The following is a 15,255-nucleotide window of genomic DNA, read 5'->3' on the forward strand; positions in this document are numbered from 1 at the left end:
AGGCAAGCACCGGCCCGCCGGTGTCGCCGCCAATGCCCCTGTGCGCCCCCGGCGAGGATCAGTCCCGGCCGGGCTGGTCACGGTGCGCGAATGCGGCGCGCAGTTCCGGTTCGCCGACGGCCCGGACGCCGCGCACGGCGACGCAGGTGAGGAACGTACGGTCGTCGGCGCCGGTCGCCCGCCGGGCCAGGGCGCACAGCAGCCGCTGCCCGGCCGGGGCGGCCCAGCGCGAGCACGGATGGACCTCGAACCGGGCTATGACCAGGCAGCTCAGCGTCATCGTCAGCGGCAGCGCGAACCAGAGGGTGACCAGATGGCGGGGCAGGCCCTCCTGAACGGGCGTCAGCAGCGCGGCCATGCACAGGACCGACACGGCCGCCGCCGCGAGGCGCACCCGGTGGACGCCCGCCGCGACGCTGCCCCGTCCGCCGTCGGGCTCGGCGAGGCCGGCGCGGACCAGCCGGTCGGCGATGCGGCCCACCTCGTCCGACGCGGCGACGGCTGCCCGGACCGGCGCTATGCGGCTCTGCCCCTCCGGGCCGACGGCGCCGATCACCGAGCGTTCCACGTCGTCCCGCCCGTGGGGGTCGACGACCGTCACCCAGCCGGTGTGGGCGAGCAGCAGCCGCCGCTGACGCGCCATGGCGACCATGGCCACGTCGGCCACCCGGCTCGGCCCGCCGGAGAGGAACGCGGCCTCGTACAGCGTCAGTTCGTGTTTCCGGGCATCCACTGCGGCGTCGGTGTCCACGGCCGCCGCGCGCGCCGCCGCCAGACACAGCCGCGTGCACGCCGTGCCGGCCACGGCCCAGGCCGACAGGAGAAGAACCCAGAACATGCAGCGTTTCTATGCCAAAGCCCCCAGGCGACGCCATGGCCTGTTCACCATCCGGACGCGGAGTCGTGGATATGTGACGTTCCGCCGGTGGCGACATGACGAGGCGTGGCGACGTGACGAGGCGCGGTGACGTGACGATGCGTGGCTACGGGCTCGGCGGGGGCGGGCTGGAGGCGGCCGGTGGGAGCGGGTAGTCCGGCGAGGCCGACGGCGTGACCGGTACCGCCGGGACGGGTACGGCGGAGGCGGAGACGGGACCGGGCGGGGCCGGGGACGGGGTGAGCGGCGGGGTGCTGTCCGCGGCCAGGTCACGGGCCAGGGCGTCCCAGTCGACGTACCCCGTGGCCTCCAGGACCTTGATGTGGTCCAGCACCACCGTGTTGGCGTCGTCGGCGAGCGCCCGCACCAGCGAGTTGCGGGTGCCGGCGCGCACCTGGGCGACGAGGGAGAAGACCCTGCCGTGCGCGAGCCGCAGGATGTTGGCGAACTGCCGGTCGAAGTCGGTCCCCCGCGCCGCGTCCAGCGTGGCCAGCCAGCCCTGCTGCTGGGCGTTGGGCTCGTCGGGCAGCCGCAGTCCGAGCTGGGCCGCCACCTCCCGGACCCGCCGGTCGAGGAAGGTGTGCCCCTCGACGAGGTGCCGCCCCGCCGTCCGTACGGCCTCGGTGGTGCCCTTCTGCTGGGCCTGCTGTCCGGCGGGCAGCTCCCACAGGCCGGCGAGGCGGACCTTCGTGACGAACTCGCGGTCGGTACCGGACAGCGGGCCGTACGCCGTCGACATGGTCTGGGCGTTCAGCACGTCGACGCCGGTACCGGACCGGTCGGCGTAGGACCAGATCGGGAAGATCAGCGCCACCAGGGTCGCCGCCAGGCCCGTGATGATGATCCCGGTGCCGCTGACGATGCCTCGGACTCCGACTGTGCCTCTGTTCCTGCCTCTGCCTCTGGCCGACGGCCGCGGTCGCATGGTGCCTCCTGCTTGCCCCACCGCAGCTGGTGCGCTCCGGATGCGGACCGGCATCGTACTGCGGAGGCCGTATCACCTTCCGTACCAGGTCAGATGAGCGTCAACGGGGCGAATGGGGGGAGGGGCCGGCTCAGCGGCGCAGCAGCGCCCGGCGCGCCGCCCGGGCGATCCGCACGGCCGGCCGCCGGGACCGTGGCGCGGGTCCCGACCGTTCCAGCCACCAACGCCGCAACTCCCGCCGGGCGGGCCCGGCTTCGACGCCGTCGGTGAGCAGCAGATGCGCGGCGAAGTCCAGCGCGTCACGCCGGTACCCGCCGGTCATCGGATGGCCGTGGGCGTAGGCGAGGAAGGCGGCACGGTAGCCCTCGCCGAGGATCACGGGCAGTTCGGGCGCGACCTTGCCCACGACGTCCGCCCGCTTCCCGGCCAGCGCCCGCGCCTGCACGTCCAGCCGCATCCGGTCGAACCCCTCCGGCGCGGGCGTGCCGGCGACGAGCGCGGACAGCAGAGCGGCCTGCACCAGCCCGACCCGCTGTCGCGCACCCGAGTCGGCCGCCGCCTCCGTCTCCCTGCCGGGCAGTCCGCTTCCGGCCGCCGCCGCCTCCGTCTCCTTGCCGGGCAGTCCGCTTCCGGCCGCCGCCTCCGTCTCCCTGCCGGGCAGTCCGCTTCCGGCCGCCGCCGCCTCCGTCTCCTTGCCCGGCAGCCCGCCTCCGGTGGTCGCCGTCGCCTGCGCCCCGCTGCCCGGTCGTACGGCTCCGGTGGTCGCCGTCGCCTCCGCCCTGCCCTTCTCCACGGCCCCGCGGATCGCCGTCAGCTCCGCCTCCAGCACCGCCGGTTCGGGGAAGTTGTCGTCCCTCTCCAGCAGGACGCCCGGCGGGGAGACGCGTGAGGCGAGGTCGGTCAGGATGTCGAGGACCGGCTCCGGCACCGGGTGGGCGTGGCTGTCGTGCCAGACGCCGTCCCGTTCGAAGCCGCCCGCGACATGGACGTACGCGATGGCCTCCAGGGGGAGTCCGGCGAGCGCCTCGGCCGGGTCCTCGCCCCGGTTGACGTGGTTGGTGTGCAGGTTGGCCACGTCGATCAGCAGCCGGACACCGGTGCGGTCGGCGAGCTCGTACAGGAACTGGCCCTCCGTCAGCTCCTCGCCGGGCCAGGCGATCAGCGCGGCGATGTTCTCGACGGCGAGCGGCACCGGCAGCGCCTGCTGCGCGATCCGGACGTTCTCGCACAGCACGTCCAGGGCGTCCCGGGTGCGCGGCACGGGCAGCAGGTGCCCGGCCTCCAGCAGCGGGGACGCGGTCAGCGCCCCGCCCGCCCGCACGAACGCGATGTGCTCGGTGACCAGCGGCGACCCCAGCGCCTCGGCCCGCTCCGCGAGCGCGGCCAGCCGGCCCTCGTCGGGGCGGTCGGCGCCGCCCAGGCCGAGGGAGACGCCGTGCGGGACCACCGTCACCCCGCGGGCCCGCAGCCGCCGCAGCGACTCGGGGAGGTGGCCGGGGCAGATGTTCTCGGCCACGGTCTCCACCCAGTCGATGCCCGGCATGCGCTCCACGGCGTCGGCGATCTCCGGCCGCCATCCGATGCCCGTCCCCAGTCGCCGCATGGTCCCCCTCCTCGGCTTCCTCCCGATCCGCGGGCCGGCTGCCCGGCGCGCGGCGTGACGGGGGTATGGCCCCGGCGACCCGAAACCAACCCCGCACCCGGCGCCTTCAGAGCAACATTTGAGGTTGGGCCCGGCGCTCGCCGGCCAGGCGGCTCAGCGCAGCGCCGGATGGTCGGCGACCACCGTGCAGGAGCCGGGCGCGATCTCCGTGAACCCGGCGTCGCGCACCAACGGCAGCCCGCTCGCGGTCAGTCCGTCCCACCGGCCGGGACCGGCGGTGCGCACGGCGAGCGGGAACCCCGCGTCACGCCAGGCGGCCCGTTCCTGGTCCGACAGCTCCCACCAGGCCAGTTGGGCGCCGTGCCCCGCCTGCGCCATCGCCTTCCCGGCGGACATGCCGAGGCCGGGGTTCAGCCACAGCACGGGCCCGGACGGGTCCGCCGCCGCGGGCGGCTCCGGGTCGTCGAGGTCGGTGCCGGACACCTGGAGCCGGGCCAGGTCCTTCGGCCACCCGTCGAGCGGCACCGGCGGGAACACCCGCACCTGCGCCGACTCGCCCGTCACGGTGATCCCGGGCAGTGCCTCGGCCCGCCGCCACTCGGCGCCGCGGGCCCGCCGCACCACCTTGCGGATCCGGGCGTCCTGCCAGTCCCGCACCGCCTGCGCCCACTCGCCGTCGCCCGCCGAACGCGCGTCGCTCAGCAGGACGAGCACGGCGCGGGCGGCCGTCTCCAGCGCGTCGGTGCGCGCGGGCGGGGCCGCCTTCTCGATCCGCACGACGAGGGGCAGCACGAACTGCGGAGCCTCGTCCCGCGCGGTGCGCTCGGCACGGAAGGGGCTCTCGCTCGGGGGCATGGAATCAACGCTCACACCGGCCCACCCTAAAGGGGCCGCGCTCACCCCGAGCAGGCGGTGCGCTGCGCCTCCTGCCACTCGCACACCGGGCAGAGCGTGATCCCCTTGTACGACCGCGGGTACTCCGTGGGCTCCCGGCACAGCACGCACTCGGCATAGGGCGGGCCGTCGGCCTTGGGCGGCCTCGCCGCGCTGGTAAGGCAGTAGTCGTCGCTCATGCGTCCAGCGTAGGCCGGTCAGTGGCGGGCGGTGGCGGCCCGGATCAGCTCGGACACCTTCACGAACCGGAAGCCCTTGCGACGCAACTCCGGCACGATCGTGCGCACCGCCCGCTCGGTCGCCGGGGCCGCGCTGCGGGTGCAGTGCATGACCACGACCGACCCCGGCCGCACGCCGTCCAGCACCTGCCGGGCCACCGCGTCGGCGTCCGTGGCGAACGCGTCCCCGCTGATCACGTCCCACTGCACGGCGGTGACGCCGGCCGGGCTCAGCGCCTCCAGCGCGCGCCTGTCGTGACACCCGCCGGGGAAGCGGAAGTACGGCATCGCGTGCTCCACCCCGGCCTCGCGGAACGCGGTGTACGCCCGCTCCACGTCCGCGAGCATGCGGTCCGGGGACACGGTCGGCAGGCCGTAGCAGTCGCCGGTGAAGGCGTAGTGGCTGTAGGAGTGGTTGGCGACCTCGAACAGCGGGTCCCGCCCGATGCCGCGCGCCTGGGCCGGGTACTGCTCGGCCCACCGCCCGGTCATGAACACGGTCGCCGGCACCTTCAGGGCCCGCAGGGTCGCGATGAGCGCCGGGTTGTCGAAGTGCTCCCCGCGGGCCGCCCGTGCCCCCTGGTCGGCGGTCATGTCGGCGTCGAAGGTGAGCGCCACGGTCCGGTCCGGCGTCCTGGGGCCGTGGGTGAAGACGGGCGTGAGACCGGCCGGGCCGGGGGCGAGGGTGGGCGGCTGCGGCTGCGTGGGTACGACTGTGTGCCGCGCGGGGGCCGGGCGGGCGGCCGGGCGGCCGGCCGGGGGCGCCTGGGCCGTGCCGCAGGCGGTGAGGGCGGCGGCGAGCACGCCGAGGACGGCGAGACGCCGTGCGGGAACGATCATCGTATGACGATAGGACCGCAGATGCGGTGGGATCGGGCACAGGGACCCCGGTTCGCCCGGCCTCACCCGCCCGGCGTCACCCGCCCGGCGTCACCCGCCCGGCGTCACCCGCCCGGCGTCACCCGCCCGGCCTCACCCGCCCGGCCTCACCCGGCTCGCGTCACCGGCCCGGTTCACCCTGCTCGCGTGACCGTGTCACCCGCCCGGCGTCACCGGCGGCGTCGCCCGTCCCACGGTCCGCTCACAGTTCCCGCCGCTCCAGCGGCCGGGTCGCCGGGCCCTCGACGACCTTGCCGTCCGTGTCGAAACGGGAGCCGTGGCAGGGGCACTCCCACGCGCGTTCGGCGGAGTTGAAGGACACCAAGCAGCCGAGGTGGGTGCAGCGCGGGGACAGGGCGTGCAGGCGGCCGTCGTCGTCGCGGTAGACCGCGAGACGGTCGCCGTCGACCCGTACGACGGCGCCCTCGCCCGGCGGCAGGACGTCCACCGGCGGTGCGGGCCGCAGCCGGTCGCCGACGAAGTGGAGGGCCACCTCGGCCTGCGTCCTCAGGAACGACGGCGCCTCGCGCACCGCCGTCAGCAGCCGGCGCGGATCGTACAGCCCGCTCCACTCGCACGGCGTGCCGGTGATCAGCGCGGTCAGCAGCCGGCCCGCCATGATGCCGCCGCTCATGCCCCAGCCGCCGAAGCCGGTGGCCACGTAGGTGTGCCGGGCGCCCGCGTGCAGCGGGCCGGCCATGGCCACCGTGTCGGTGGGGTCGATGTCCTGGGTGGCCCAGGAGTGGGTGAGGGAGACGTCGGGGAAGTGCTCGGTCGCCCAGGAGGCGAGCCGGTCGAAGCGGGCGGGGGTGTCGCCGGTGCCCGGCGTGAAGTGCTCCCCGGTGACGACCAGCAGGCGCTCCCCGTCGCCGAGCGGCGCCGTGCGCACCGAGCGGGTGCCCTCGTCCGGGGTGATGTACATGCCGTCGGGGTCCTGGCCGGCGGGGAGCGGCCCGGCGACGACCAGTTCGCGGCGCGGGGAGAGCCGGGCGAACAGCAGTGCCCGGTCGAAGACCGGATAGTGCGTGGCGACCACCACGTCCCCGGCGGTCACCGTGGCGCCCGTCCCGGTGGACAGCCGGCACGGGGAGCCCTCGTCCAGGCCGTGCACGGTGGTGTGCTCGTACACTCGGCCGCCGTGGGCGATCAGGTCGTCGGTGAGGGCCAGCAGGTACTTGCGCGGATGGAACTGCGCCTGGCCGGTCACCCGCACCGCCCCCGCGACCGGGAACGGCAGCCCGGTCTCCGTGGTGAACGACGCCGGCAGCCCGGCCTCCCGGGCGGCCCGCGCCTCCGCCCGCACCTCGTCCACCCGGCCCTCGTCGCGGACGTACGTGTACGCGTCGCGCGTCTCCCACTCGCAGTCGATGCCCAGCTCGTCCACGACCGCGGCGGCGTGCTCGATCGCCTCGCTCTGCGACCGCGCGTACAGCCGGGCGCCCTCGGGGCCGCGGGTGCGCCGCAGCCGGTCGTAGACGAGCGTGTGCAGCGCGGTGAGCTTGGCGGTGGTGTGCCCGGTGACGCCCGCCGCCACCCGGTCCGCCTCCAGCACCGCGACGCTCCTGCCCGCCCGCGCCAGCTCCCGGGCCGTGGACAGCCCGGCCATGCCGGCGCCGATCACGGCCACGTCCACGCCGATGTCCTCCCGCAGGGGCGGGTGGGCGCGGCCGGGAGCGGTCTGAAGCCAGTACGAGCCGCTGACCTGCCGGTAGTCGTTCATGGCCGCCGGGTACCCCGCCGCCGCGGGTTCAGTGACCGGGCCGCCTCCCAGGCTCACCGGCCGGAGGACGCGCGGGACGGAGCGGGACGGCCGCTACCCGCCCCAGGGTCCGGAGGCCGCTACCCGCGCCAGGGTCCGGAGGCCGCTATCCGCGCCAGGGCCCGGAGGCCGCTATCCGCGCCACGGCCCGGTCACCGCGAAGGTCGTGCCGGGCGTGTAGCAGTTGACGTACATCGTCCGGCCGTCCGGGGAGAAGGTGACCCCGGCGAACTCGCCCCACTCGGGGGCCTCGGGCGTGCCGATGTTCTGCCGGCCGCGGGCCACCGGGTACACCTCGCCCTGCCGGGTGACCCCGAAGACGTACTGGGCGCCGTTGCCGTCCTCGCAGACCATCAGGCCGCCGCCGGGGGCCAGGCAGATGTTGTCGGGGGACTCGCCCGGCAGCTGTACGTCGGTGTCCGGGCCGAAGACGATCACCAGGGTCAGCCGGCGCGCCGCGGGGTCGTAGCGCCAGATCTGCCCGTAGTGGTCGGCGGCCGAGCCGTCGGCGCTGCGCGCGAACGACGACACGAAGTACACGCACCGCCCGCCCCAGTAGCAGCCCTCCAGCTTCTGCGCGTGCGTGACCCCCTGCGGGCCGAAGTCCTGCAACCGGACGGGGGTCTGGGCGGCCAGCGGGTCCGGTACGTCGACCCACTCGACGCCGTCGAAGGAGGCGCCCGTCTCCTGGACGGGGGAGAGGTCGGGCACGCCGGGCACGCGCATCGCCTGCAGCCGGCCGCCCGCGCGCAGCGAGCCGGCCCCGCCGAGGGGCCGGTGCGGCAGAAAGCGGTAGAAGAGGCCGAAGGGTTCGAGGAAGGCGTCCTCGGTCTCGTACACGATGCCGTTGCGCGGGTCGATCGCGACCGCCTCGTGCTGGAAGCGGCCCATCGCGGTCAGCGGCACGGCGCCGGTGCGGTGCGGGTCGGCCGGATCGACCTCGAAGACGAAGCCGTGGTCCTTGGTGTAGCCGTTGGTGCCCGCCCTGTCCTCGGTCTCCTCGCAGGTCAGCCAGGTGCCCCAGGGAGTGGGACCGCCGGCGCAGTTGACGGCGGTGCCGGCGACGGCGACGCGCTCGTCGAGCACCCTGCCGTGGGCGTCCAGCGTCAGCGCCGTGCAGCCGCCCTTGCCCGCCGGGTCGTAGGTGAGGCCCTCGACGGCCGGCACGGGGTGGGTCGCGGTGGGGCGGTTCTCGTGGTTGCGGACCAGGTGGACGCGACCGTGTCCGCCCGGCAGGGCGGTCATGCCGTCGTGGTGGGAGGGGACGGCGCCCTCGCCGGACCGGAGCGGCTCGCCCTCGCGGGAGAGCACCCGGTAGCTGAATCCTTTCGGCAGGTCGAGCAGGCCGTTCGGGTCGGGGACGAGGGGGCCGTGGCCGACGTGGCCGAGGCCCTGGGCGGCGGCGGTGCCGGCGAACAGTTCCGAGAGGGCCCCGGAGAAGGCGATGCCCGCACCTAAGGCACCGGTGCGGGCGAGGATCTGACGTCGTGTCGCGGACATGCGGCAGCAACCTTCCTGCTGGCGGACAGGAACTGTGACCCCGCTGTGTCTATCACCCGGCGCGCGGCCCGGGAACCACGCGTGGAGCACGTGTCACGGCTCGAGCGGGCGCTGCTCCCGGGCCTTCTCCAGGAACCGCAGCAGCTCCACCGGGAAGGGGAGGACGAGCGTGGAGTTCTTCTCGGCGGCGACCGCGACCACCGTCTGCAGCAGCCGCAGCTGGAGCGCGGCGGGTTGCTCGGACATCTGCTTGGCGGCCTCGGCCAGCTTCTTGGAGGCCTGCAGTTCCGCGTCCGCGTTGATGATCCGCGCCCGGCGCTCCCGGTCGGCCTCGGCCTGGCGGGCCATGGAGCGCTTCATCGTGTCCGGCAGCGACACGTCCTTGATCTCCACCCGGTCGATCTGCACGCCCCAGCCGACGGCCGGGCTGTCGATCATCAGCTCCAGGCCCTGGTTGAGCTTCTCCCGGTTGGACAGCAGGTCGTCCAGCTCGCTCTTGCCGATGATGGACCTGAGCGAGGTCTGCGCCATCTGGGAGACGGCGAACTTGTAGTCCTCGACGTTGACCAGCGCCGCCGCCGCGTCCACGACCTTGAAGTAGACGACCGCGTCGACGCGCACGGTCACGTTGTCCCGGGTGATGCCCTCCTGGGCCGGGATCGGCAGCGTGACGATCTGCATGTTGACTTTGTTCATCCGGTCGACGAACGGGACGATCAGCGTGAAACCGGGCGGCCGTGCGGCGCCGGCCAGCCGCCCGAGCCGGAACACCACCCCGCGCTCGTACTGCTTGACGACCCGCGCCGCCGCGGTGAGGTAGACGATACCGGCGGAACCCACCACGGCAACCGCCGTCACCAGCTCCGGAAGCATGACGACCTCCTCCGTCAGAGGTCTCGTACGTCTGCTCCTGCCACCATAGGCCCGTGTCCGCGCCGGGGCCACGGACGGCCCCGGTCCTGGGCCGCGGACGGCCTCGGTCCTGGGCCGCGGACGGCCTCGGTCCTGGGCCGCGGACGGCCTCGGACCTGGGCCGCGGACGGCCTCGGACCGGGACCGCGAACAGCCCCGGACCGGGACCGCGAACAGCCCCGGACCGGGACTGCGGACAACCCCGGACCGGGACCGCGGACAACCCCGGACCGGGACCGCGAACAGCCCCGGACCGGGGTCGGTGCCGGTCAGGACGCGCGGACCGGCCGCGCGGTCATCCGCACCGGTTCGGTGTCGGCCGAGCTGTGCCGTTCGGCCCAGCTCTCGAGCGCCGTACGGCAGGCGTGGTCGAGGTGGTGCAGCCCGGACAGGTCCAGTTCGACCGGCCGGTCCTGGGGCAGCGCCTCCAGGCTGTCGAGGATCTTCGGCAGCCGGAGGAAGGTCGCGTTGCCCGACAGGTACGCCTGGACCGGGCCGGCTCCCTTGTCGACGACGTTCAGCTTCACGTGCGACGCCTCCCAGGCCGTCTTCACCACCGACAGGGCCAGACCGATCAGCACGCCCTCGAACATGTTGACCGTCACGATCGCCACCGCCGTGACCACGAGGATCAGCGCCTCGCCCCGGTGCCCGCGCCACAGCGAGACGATCCCCCTAAACGGGATCAGCTTCCAGCCCGCGTGGACCAGCACGCCCGCGAGCGCGGGCAGCGGGATCAGCGCCAGCGCGGACGGCAGCAGCGCGGCGAACAGCAGCAGCCACACGCCGTGCAGCACCCGGGCCGCCTTGGTCCGCGCGCCGGCCTGGACGTTGGCGGAGCTGCGCACGATCACCGCGGTCATCGGCAGCGCGCCGAGCGCGCCGCAGACGGCGTTGCCCACGCCCTGCGCCATCAGCTCCCTGTCGTACTCGGTGCGCGGGCCGTCGTGCAGCCGGTCCACCGCGGCGGCGCTGAACAGGCTCTCGGCGGAGGCGATCAGGGTGAAGGCGAGGACCGTGCCGACGAGCGCCGGGTCCGCCAGCTCACCGAAGGCGGCGGCGCCGGGCGGCTGCACCGCGCCCAGCAGGCCCCGCACCTCGACGGTGGCGACCGGCAGGCCGCACACCAGGGTCACGAGCGTCGCCGACACCACCGCGGCGAGCGCACCCGGCACCGTCCGCACCCGCTTCGGCAGCCGCCGCCACAGCACCGTCACCGCGACGGTGCCCGCGCCGACCGCGAGTGAGGCGAGCGCGGCCGTGCTGTCCAGCGCGCCGATCACGGCCCCGGGCAGGCCCAGGATCTTCTCGGCGCCGGACGCCGGGGCCTTCAGGCCGGCCGCCGCGTACAGCTGGCCCGCGATGATCACGAGCCCGATGCCGGCCAGCATGCCCTCGACGACCGAGACGGATATCGCCCGGAACCAGCGCCCCAGCCGCAGCGCGCCCATGAGGAGCTGGAGCAGTCCGGCGGCGAGCACGATCACGCCGAGCGCGGGCAGCCCGAACTCGGTCACCGCCTCCAGGACCAGCACGGTCAGACCGGCCGCCGGCCCGGAGACCTGCAGGCTGCTGCCGCGCATCACTCCGGTGACGATGCCGCCGACGATGCCGGTGATCAGGCCGAGTTCGGCCGGGACGCCGGAGGCGACGGCCACGCCCACGCACAGCGGGAGGGCGACCAGGAAGACGACCAGGGACGCGGCGAAGTCCTGCCGCAGGTAGCGGAACCTGACGGTCATCGCCGCGCTCACAGGGCCGTGAAGGCGTCGGTGCGCGGGTCGTGCGCCAGGACGGCGCCCGTGTGGACCTCGTAGTACCAGGCGTGCAGACCCAGTCGGCGGTCCAGCAGGCTCTTCTCGACGCAGGAGTAGGAGCGCAGTCGCAGCAACTGGGTCAGGACGTGGCTCTGCACGCCCTCGGCGACGGCCGGGTCCGCGGCCGCTCCGGCCGGGCGCGGGGTGGCGCGCGCGAGCCAGTCCCGCACGGCAGGGACGGCGGTCAGGTCGTCGCCGCGCACCAGCGCGCCGACGGCGCCGCAGTGCGAGTGCCCGCAGACGACGATGTCGCGGACTCCGAGCACCTCCACGGCGTACTCGACGGTGGCCGCCTCGGCGGTGGGGTGCGCGGGGTCGTGGGGCGGGACGATGTTGCCCGCGGTGCGCAGTTCGAACAGCTCGCCGGGACGGGCGCCCGTGATCAGCGCCGGGACGACCCGGGAGTCCGAACAGGTGATGAACAGCACTTGGGGGGACTGGCCTTCGGCGAGCCCGGCGAACTCCTCAGGGCGCTGTCCGAAGGCACGGGCGTTGTCGATGAGGGGCTGCATGGTGTGGTGACTCCTCCTGGCGCGCCGTGATGGCGCGTCGGACGGACAGGACGGGTGTGGGGGACCGCCTGACGGTCAGCAGCGGAAGACCTGGAGCGTCGCGGAGGAATGGGCCGTCGTGGGTCTCGACGTGAGCGGGGCCCGGGGCGCCGCCGGCTCGGCCGGGCCGGCCGGGTCCTGGACCGGCAGCGGGCGCTCGGGGCACTCGGGGGCCGCGGCGGCCGCGCGGTGCCGGTCGCGGGTGCGCAGGGGGACGCCCGGGCCGTCGTGCCGGGCGCAGTGACGGAAGGTGACGTCCTCGTCGCGCAGCGACTTGCCGGACGGTTCCTTTCCGGGCCGGGCCTTGACCTCGGCTTGACGGCCTGTGTGCGCGGATGCGAAGGGGGAGGCGGGAGTGAAGGAGAAGGGGAGCGCCAGCAGGACGGCGGCGAGGAGCGCGATCGCGGCCCGGGCGGCCCGTGCCGTCGTACCTCGTAACATGCGCCCCCTTCCCGGCAGTTCACACCTCACGCGCCGACCGTCGATGATCAGGGAAAGATCAAGGGACGGTCGGCGAAAGGTCAAAGACTGGTCAAGGAGCAGGTTAACCCGGCGAAGTTGTTTGCAGGGTTAACTCCATGTTGCGAACGGAAGAGAGCCTGAATTGCGCGGGTGGACCGGCTGAAACTAGTCGGCCTTCACCAGGGACTTGCCGTCCCGGGCCAGCGCGGTGAGCCGGGAGATCGCCCGGAAGTACTTCTTGCGGTAGCCGCCGTTCAGCATCTCCTCGCTGAACAGCCGGTCGAAGGGCAGCCCCGAGGCCACGACGGGGACCTCGCGGTCGTAGAGCCGGTCGGCCAGCACCACGAGCCGCAGCGCCGTCGACTGGTCGGGCACGGGCCGCACGTCGGTGAGGCAGACCGCCTTCAGGCCGTCGGTCAGGGCGCCGTACCGGCTGGGGTGGACCTTGGCGAGGTGGTCCAGCAGGTGCGGGAAGTCGTCCAGCGAGGCGCCCTCGGTGGCGTACGCCGTCTTCGTCACCTGCTCCTCGGAGTACGGCTCCGGCGCCTCGGGCAGACCGCGGTGGCGGTAGTCCTCGCCGTCGATGCGCAGGGTGCGGAAGTGGGCGGACAGGCCCTGGATCTCGCGCAGGAAGTCGGCCGCCGCGAACCGGCCCTCGCCGAGCTTGCCCGGCAGGGTGTTGGAGGTGGCGGCGAGGGCGACGCCCGCGTCGACGAGCTTGCCGAGCAGCGTCGAGACCAGCACGGTGTCGCCCGGGTCGTCCAGCTCGAACTCGTCGATGCACAGCAGGCGGTGACCGGACAGCGTCCGCACCGTCTGCTGGAAGCCCAGCGCCCCGACCAGGTTCGTCAGCTCCACGAACGTGCCGAACGCCTTCAGGGCGGGCTCGGCCGGGGTGGCGTGCCAGAGGGAGGCGAGCAGGTGGGTCTTGCCCACGCCGTAGCCGCCGTCGAGGTAGACGCCCCGGGGGCCGGCCGGCGCCTTGGGGGCCCTGGCCCGGCCGAGGCCGAAGAACCCGCGCCTGCCGCCGCCGAGCGCGTGCGCCCCGCCGAGCCCGCCCGCGAAGCCGTCGAGGACGCGGACGGCCTCGGTCTGGCTGGGCTGGTCCGGGTCCGGGAGATAGGTGCCGAAGCGGACCCCGTCGAAACGCGGCGGCGGCACCATCTCGGCGACCAGCCGGTCGGCGGGGACGTGCGGCTCGCGGGCGCACAGGGACAGCGGAGCCGTTTCGGCCATGGGGCTCAGACCAGGGGCGGCGGGGAAGGAGGACACGGTTACCCATGCTAAGGGCCGTGCCACACTGCACGGCATGCGACGCCTGTTCCCTGTGACCGACCAGACAGTGGCGCGAGCCCCCGGTGAGAAGGGCGCGGCCGACGGCGCCGGTGTCCCGGGCGACCCGGGCGAGCGCGAGTGGAGCCTCGACCGCGAGGGGACCCTCGACCGCGAGTGGAGCCTTGACGAACTCGCCGACGCCTACGCCCATCCCGAGCCGACGGCCGGCGGACGGCGGGTGCCCTGGCTGCGCGCGAACATGGTGTCCACGCTCGACGGGGCCGCCCAGCACGAGGGGCGCTCGCAGCCCATCTCCTGCGCGGCCGACATGCGGATCTTCGGCACGCTGCGGGCACTGGCGGACGTGGTGGTGGTCGGCGCGGAAACGGTACGCCAGGAGGGCTACCGCCCGGCCCGCGCGCGTGCGGAGTTCGCCCGGCGGCGCGAGGCGGCCGGGCAGCGGCCGGTGCCGGCCATCGCGGTGGTCAGCGCGAGCCTGGACCTCGACTTCTCGCTCCCGCTGTTCACCTCGCCCCTGGTGCCCACCCTGATCCTCACCGGCGCCGCGGCCGACCCCGGCCGCCGGACCGCCGCCGAGCGGGCGGGCGCCCAGGTGGTGATCGCCGGCGACGGCGTCGGCGTGGACCCCGTACGGGCCGTCGCCGCCCTCGGCGAACTCGGCCACACCCGGCTGCTGACCGAGGGCGGGCCGCGGCTGCTGGGCCAGATGGTGGCTTCCGGCGTGCTCGACGAGCTGTGCCTGACGGTGTCCCCGATGCTCACCGCCGGCGACGCGCAGCGCATCGCGGGCGGGCCGTCGGTCGCGGTGCCGCGACGGTTCTCGCTGGTGTCCCTGCTGGAGGAGGAGGGGTTCCTCTTCAGCCGATACGCGCGGACGTGACAATCGTCGCGTGCCGCCCACGGGCCGCGACGGACGGGGGGCTGCCGTTCCGGCCGGCTCCGGGCGGGCACACTGAAGATCGCAGCCCCGTCGGATTCGCGGGGCAGGATGGTTTCCGCAGAAGGGGCGCCCGGTGTTCACAAGCGTACTGATGATCGAGAAAGCACTGACGTCCGCGGACGTGGAGTTCGTGACCTCGCTGCACGGGGACGAGCCCGTCTCCTTCCACGTGCTGCTCCAGCCCCGAGGCGACCAGGCGGACCGCCTGCTGCGGGCCATCGACGACGTCGCCCTCGGCGAGCTCGACGAGGCAGCCCGGGAGGGCGAGACCCCCGAGGGCGAGGAGGCGAAGGGGTTCGGCGAGCGCGCGCTGGAGGTGTCGCTGCAGGCGCTGCACGCGGCCGGGTGCGAGGCGGAGGGCAGACTCGTCGAGGACCACCCGCTGGACGCGCTGAAGTCCCTGGTCGAGGAGATCGACGCCGACGAGGTGATCGTCCTGACCGACCCCCACTACGTGGAGGAGTTCTTCCACCGCGACTGGGCGTCGCGGGCCCGCCACAAGGTGGGGGTGCCGGTGCTGAAGCTCTTCTCGCACAGCAAGGCCTAGCTAGCGCCTGGCCGGCGGCTCGGTGGGGCCGGGCTGATCGGTAGGGCCGGGCCATCGGTTGCACCGGGCTGACCG

At 74.4% G+C, this 15,255-nt stretch carries 15 protein-coding genes; 2 read left to right on the forward strand and 13 right to left on the reverse strand.

Annotated features, from left to right (window positions below; translation table 11 throughout):
* Window positions 1-58 precede the first annotated feature (58 nt).
* From ACH4ZX_RS19380 to zapE, 13 genes are all read right to left on the reverse strand, one after another.
* Complete coding sequence (locus ACH4ZX_RS19380) at window positions 59-838, reverse strand: TIGR04222 domain-containing membrane protein (protein ID WP_398273817.1); 780 nt, start codon at window positions 836-838, stop codon at window positions 59-61.
* 145 nt (window positions 839-983) lie between these two features.
* A complete protein-coding gene (locus tag ACH4ZX_RS19385; protein WP_398273820.1) occupies window positions 984-1,802 on the reverse strand; it encodes a DUF4142 domain-containing protein in 819 nt (272 codons plus the stop codon).
* A 130-nt stretch (window positions 1,803-1,932) separates the two neighbouring features.
* Window positions 1,933-3,405, reverse strand: a complete 1,473-nt coding sequence (locus tag ACH4ZX_RS19390) for a DUF692 domain-containing protein (RefSeq protein ID WP_398273823.1) — start codon at window positions 3,403-3,405, stop codon at window positions 1,933-1,935.
* Window positions 3,406-3,558: 153 nt separating this feature from the next.
* On the reverse strand, window positions 3,559-4,260 hold the full coding sequence (locus ACH4ZX_RS19395; RefSeq protein WP_398273825.1) for an aminoacyl-tRNA hydrolase: 702 nt from the start codon (window positions 4,258-4,260) through the stop codon (window positions 3,559-3,561).
* 41 nt (window positions 4,261-4,301) lie between these two features.
* Window positions 4,302-4,478: a hypothetical protein gene (locus ACH4ZX_RS19400; protein ID WP_360759685.1), complete on the reverse strand. Its 177-nt coding sequence runs from the start codon at window positions 4,476-4,478 to the stop codon at window positions 4,302-4,304.
* 18 nt (window positions 4,479-4,496) lie between these two features.
* Entirely contained in the window at window positions 4,497-5,357 is an 861-nt protein-coding gene (locus ACH4ZX_RS19405; RefSeq protein WP_398273828.1) for a polysaccharide deacetylase family protein, read from the reverse strand.
* A 241-nt stretch (window positions 5,358-5,598) separates the two neighbouring features.
* Window positions 5,599-7,116 carry an FAD-dependent oxidoreductase gene (locus tag ACH4ZX_RS19410; RefSeq protein ID WP_398273831.1) on the reverse strand — a complete coding sequence of 506 codons (1,518 nt, stop codon included), beginning with the start codon at window positions 7,114-7,116 and terminating at the stop codon, window positions 5,599-5,601.
* 171 nt (window positions 7,117-7,287) lie between these two features.
* On the reverse strand, window positions 7,288-8,655 hold the full coding sequence (locus tag ACH4ZX_RS19415) for an alkaline phosphatase PhoX (RefSeq protein WP_398273834.1): 1,368 nt from the start codon (window positions 8,653-8,655) through the stop codon (window positions 7,288-7,290).
* 93 nt (window positions 8,656-8,748) lie between these two features.
* Window positions 8,749-9,528, reverse strand: coding sequence for a slipin family protein (locus tag ACH4ZX_RS19420; RefSeq protein WP_398273837.1), 780 nt, complete (start codon window positions 9,526-9,528; stop codon window positions 8,749-8,751).
* A 308-nt stretch (window positions 9,529-9,836) separates the two neighbouring features.
* Window positions 9,837-11,309, reverse strand: a complete 1,473-nt coding sequence (locus ACH4ZX_RS19425; protein WP_398273840.1) for a SulP family inorganic anion transporter — start codon at window positions 11,307-11,309, stop codon at window positions 9,837-9,839.
* 8 nt (window positions 11,310-11,317) lie between these two features.
* Window positions 11,318-11,896: a carbonic anhydrase gene (locus tag ACH4ZX_RS19430; protein WP_398273843.1), complete on the reverse strand. Its 579-nt coding sequence runs from the start codon at window positions 11,894-11,896 to the stop codon at window positions 11,318-11,320.
* A 75-nt stretch (window positions 11,897-11,971) separates the two neighbouring features.
* On the reverse strand, window positions 11,972-12,376 hold the full coding sequence (locus tag ACH4ZX_RS19435) for a hypothetical protein (RefSeq protein WP_398273846.1): 405 nt from the start codon (window positions 12,374-12,376) through the stop codon (window positions 11,972-11,974).
* Window positions 12,377-12,562: 186 nt separating this feature from the next.
* Window positions 12,563-13,669 carry a cell division protein ZapE gene (gene zapE / locus ACH4ZX_RS19440; RefSeq protein WP_398273849.1) on the reverse strand — a complete coding sequence of 369 codons (1,107 nt, stop codon included), beginning with the start codon at window positions 13,667-13,669 and terminating at the stop codon, window positions 12,563-12,565.
* Window positions 13,670-13,706: 37 nt separating this feature from the next.
* Here zapE and ACH4ZX_RS19445 point away from each other — a divergent pair, with 37 nt between their 5' ends.
* Both ACH4ZX_RS19445 and ACH4ZX_RS19450 read left to right on the forward strand, forming a co-directional pair.
* A complete protein-coding gene (locus ACH4ZX_RS19445; RefSeq protein WP_398273852.1) occupies window positions 13,707-14,573 on the forward strand; it encodes a pyrimidine reductase family protein in 867 nt (288 codons plus the stop codon).
* Window positions 14,574-14,724: 151 nt separating this feature from the next.
* Complete coding sequence (locus tag ACH4ZX_RS19450) at window positions 14,725-15,180, forward strand: indole-3-glycerol phosphate synthase (protein ID WP_398274020.1); 456 nt, start codon at window positions 14,725-14,727, stop codon at window positions 15,178-15,180.
* Window positions 15,181-15,255 lie beyond the last annotated feature (75 nt).

Source organism: Streptomyces sp. NPDC020490, from assembly GCF_044335305.1.
Lineage (GTDB): Bacteria > Actinomycetota > Actinomycetes > Streptomycetales > Streptomycetaceae > Streptomyces.

What these genes read in the sequence shown, in the direction of transcription:
- ACH4ZX_RS19380 (WP_398273817.1), bottom strand. Translation starts at nt 838, where the DNA reads ATGTTCTGGGTTCTTCTCCTGTCGGCCTGGGCCGTGGCCGGCACGGCG.
- ACH4ZX_RS19385 (WP_398273820.1), bottom strand. Translation starts at nt 1,802, where the DNA reads ATGCGACCGCGGCCGTCGGCCAGAGGCAGAGGCAGGAACAGAGGCACA.
- ACH4ZX_RS19390 (WP_398273823.1), bottom strand. Translation starts at nt 3,405, where the DNA reads ATGCGGCGACTGGGGACGGGCATCGGATGGCGGCCGGAGATCGCCGAC.
- ACH4ZX_RS19395 (WP_398273825.1), bottom strand. Translation starts at nt 4,260, where the DNA reads ATGCCCCCGAGCGAGAGCCCCTTCCGTGCCGAGCGCACCGCGCGGGAC.
- ACH4ZX_RS19400 (WP_360759685.1), bottom strand. Translation starts at nt 4,478, where the DNA reads ATGAGCGACGACTACTGCCTTACCAGCGCGGCGAGGCCGCCCAAGGCC.
- ACH4ZX_RS19405 (WP_398273828.1), bottom strand. Translation starts at nt 5,357, where the DNA reads ATGATCGTTCCCGCACGGCGTCTCGCCGTCCTCGGCGTGCTCGCCGCC.
- ACH4ZX_RS19410 (WP_398273831.1), bottom strand. Translation starts at nt 7,116, where the DNA reads ATGAACGACTACCGGCAGGTCAGCGGCTCGTACTGGCTTCAGACCGCT.
- ACH4ZX_RS19415 (WP_398273834.1), bottom strand. Translation starts at nt 8,655, where the DNA reads ATGTCCGCGACACGACGTCAGATCCTCGCCCGCACCGGTGCCTTAGGT.
- ACH4ZX_RS19420 (WP_398273837.1), bottom strand. Translation starts at nt 9,528, where the DNA reads ATGCTTCCGGAGCTGGTGACGGCGGTTGCCGTGGTGGGTTCCGCCGGT.
- ACH4ZX_RS19425 (WP_398273840.1), bottom strand. Translation starts at nt 11,309, where the DNA reads ATGACCGTCAGGTTCCGCTACCTGCGGCAGGACTTCGCCGCGTCCCTG.
- ACH4ZX_RS19430 (WP_398273843.1), bottom strand. Translation starts at nt 11,896, where the DNA reads ATGCAGCCCCTCATCGACAACGCCCGTGCCTTCGGACAGCGCCCTGAG.
- ACH4ZX_RS19435 (WP_398273846.1), bottom strand. Translation starts at nt 12,376, where the DNA reads ATGTTACGAGGTACGACGGCACGGGCCGCCCGGGCCGCGATCGCGCTC.
- ACH4ZX_RS19445 (WP_398273852.1), top strand. Translation starts at nt 13,707, where the DNA reads ATGCGACGCCTGTTCCCTGTGACCGACCAGACAGTGGCGCGAGCCCCC.
- ACH4ZX_RS19450 (WP_398274020.1), top strand. Translation starts at nt 14,725, where the DNA reads ATGATCGAGAAAGCACTGACGTCCGCGGACGTGGAGTTCGTGACCTCG.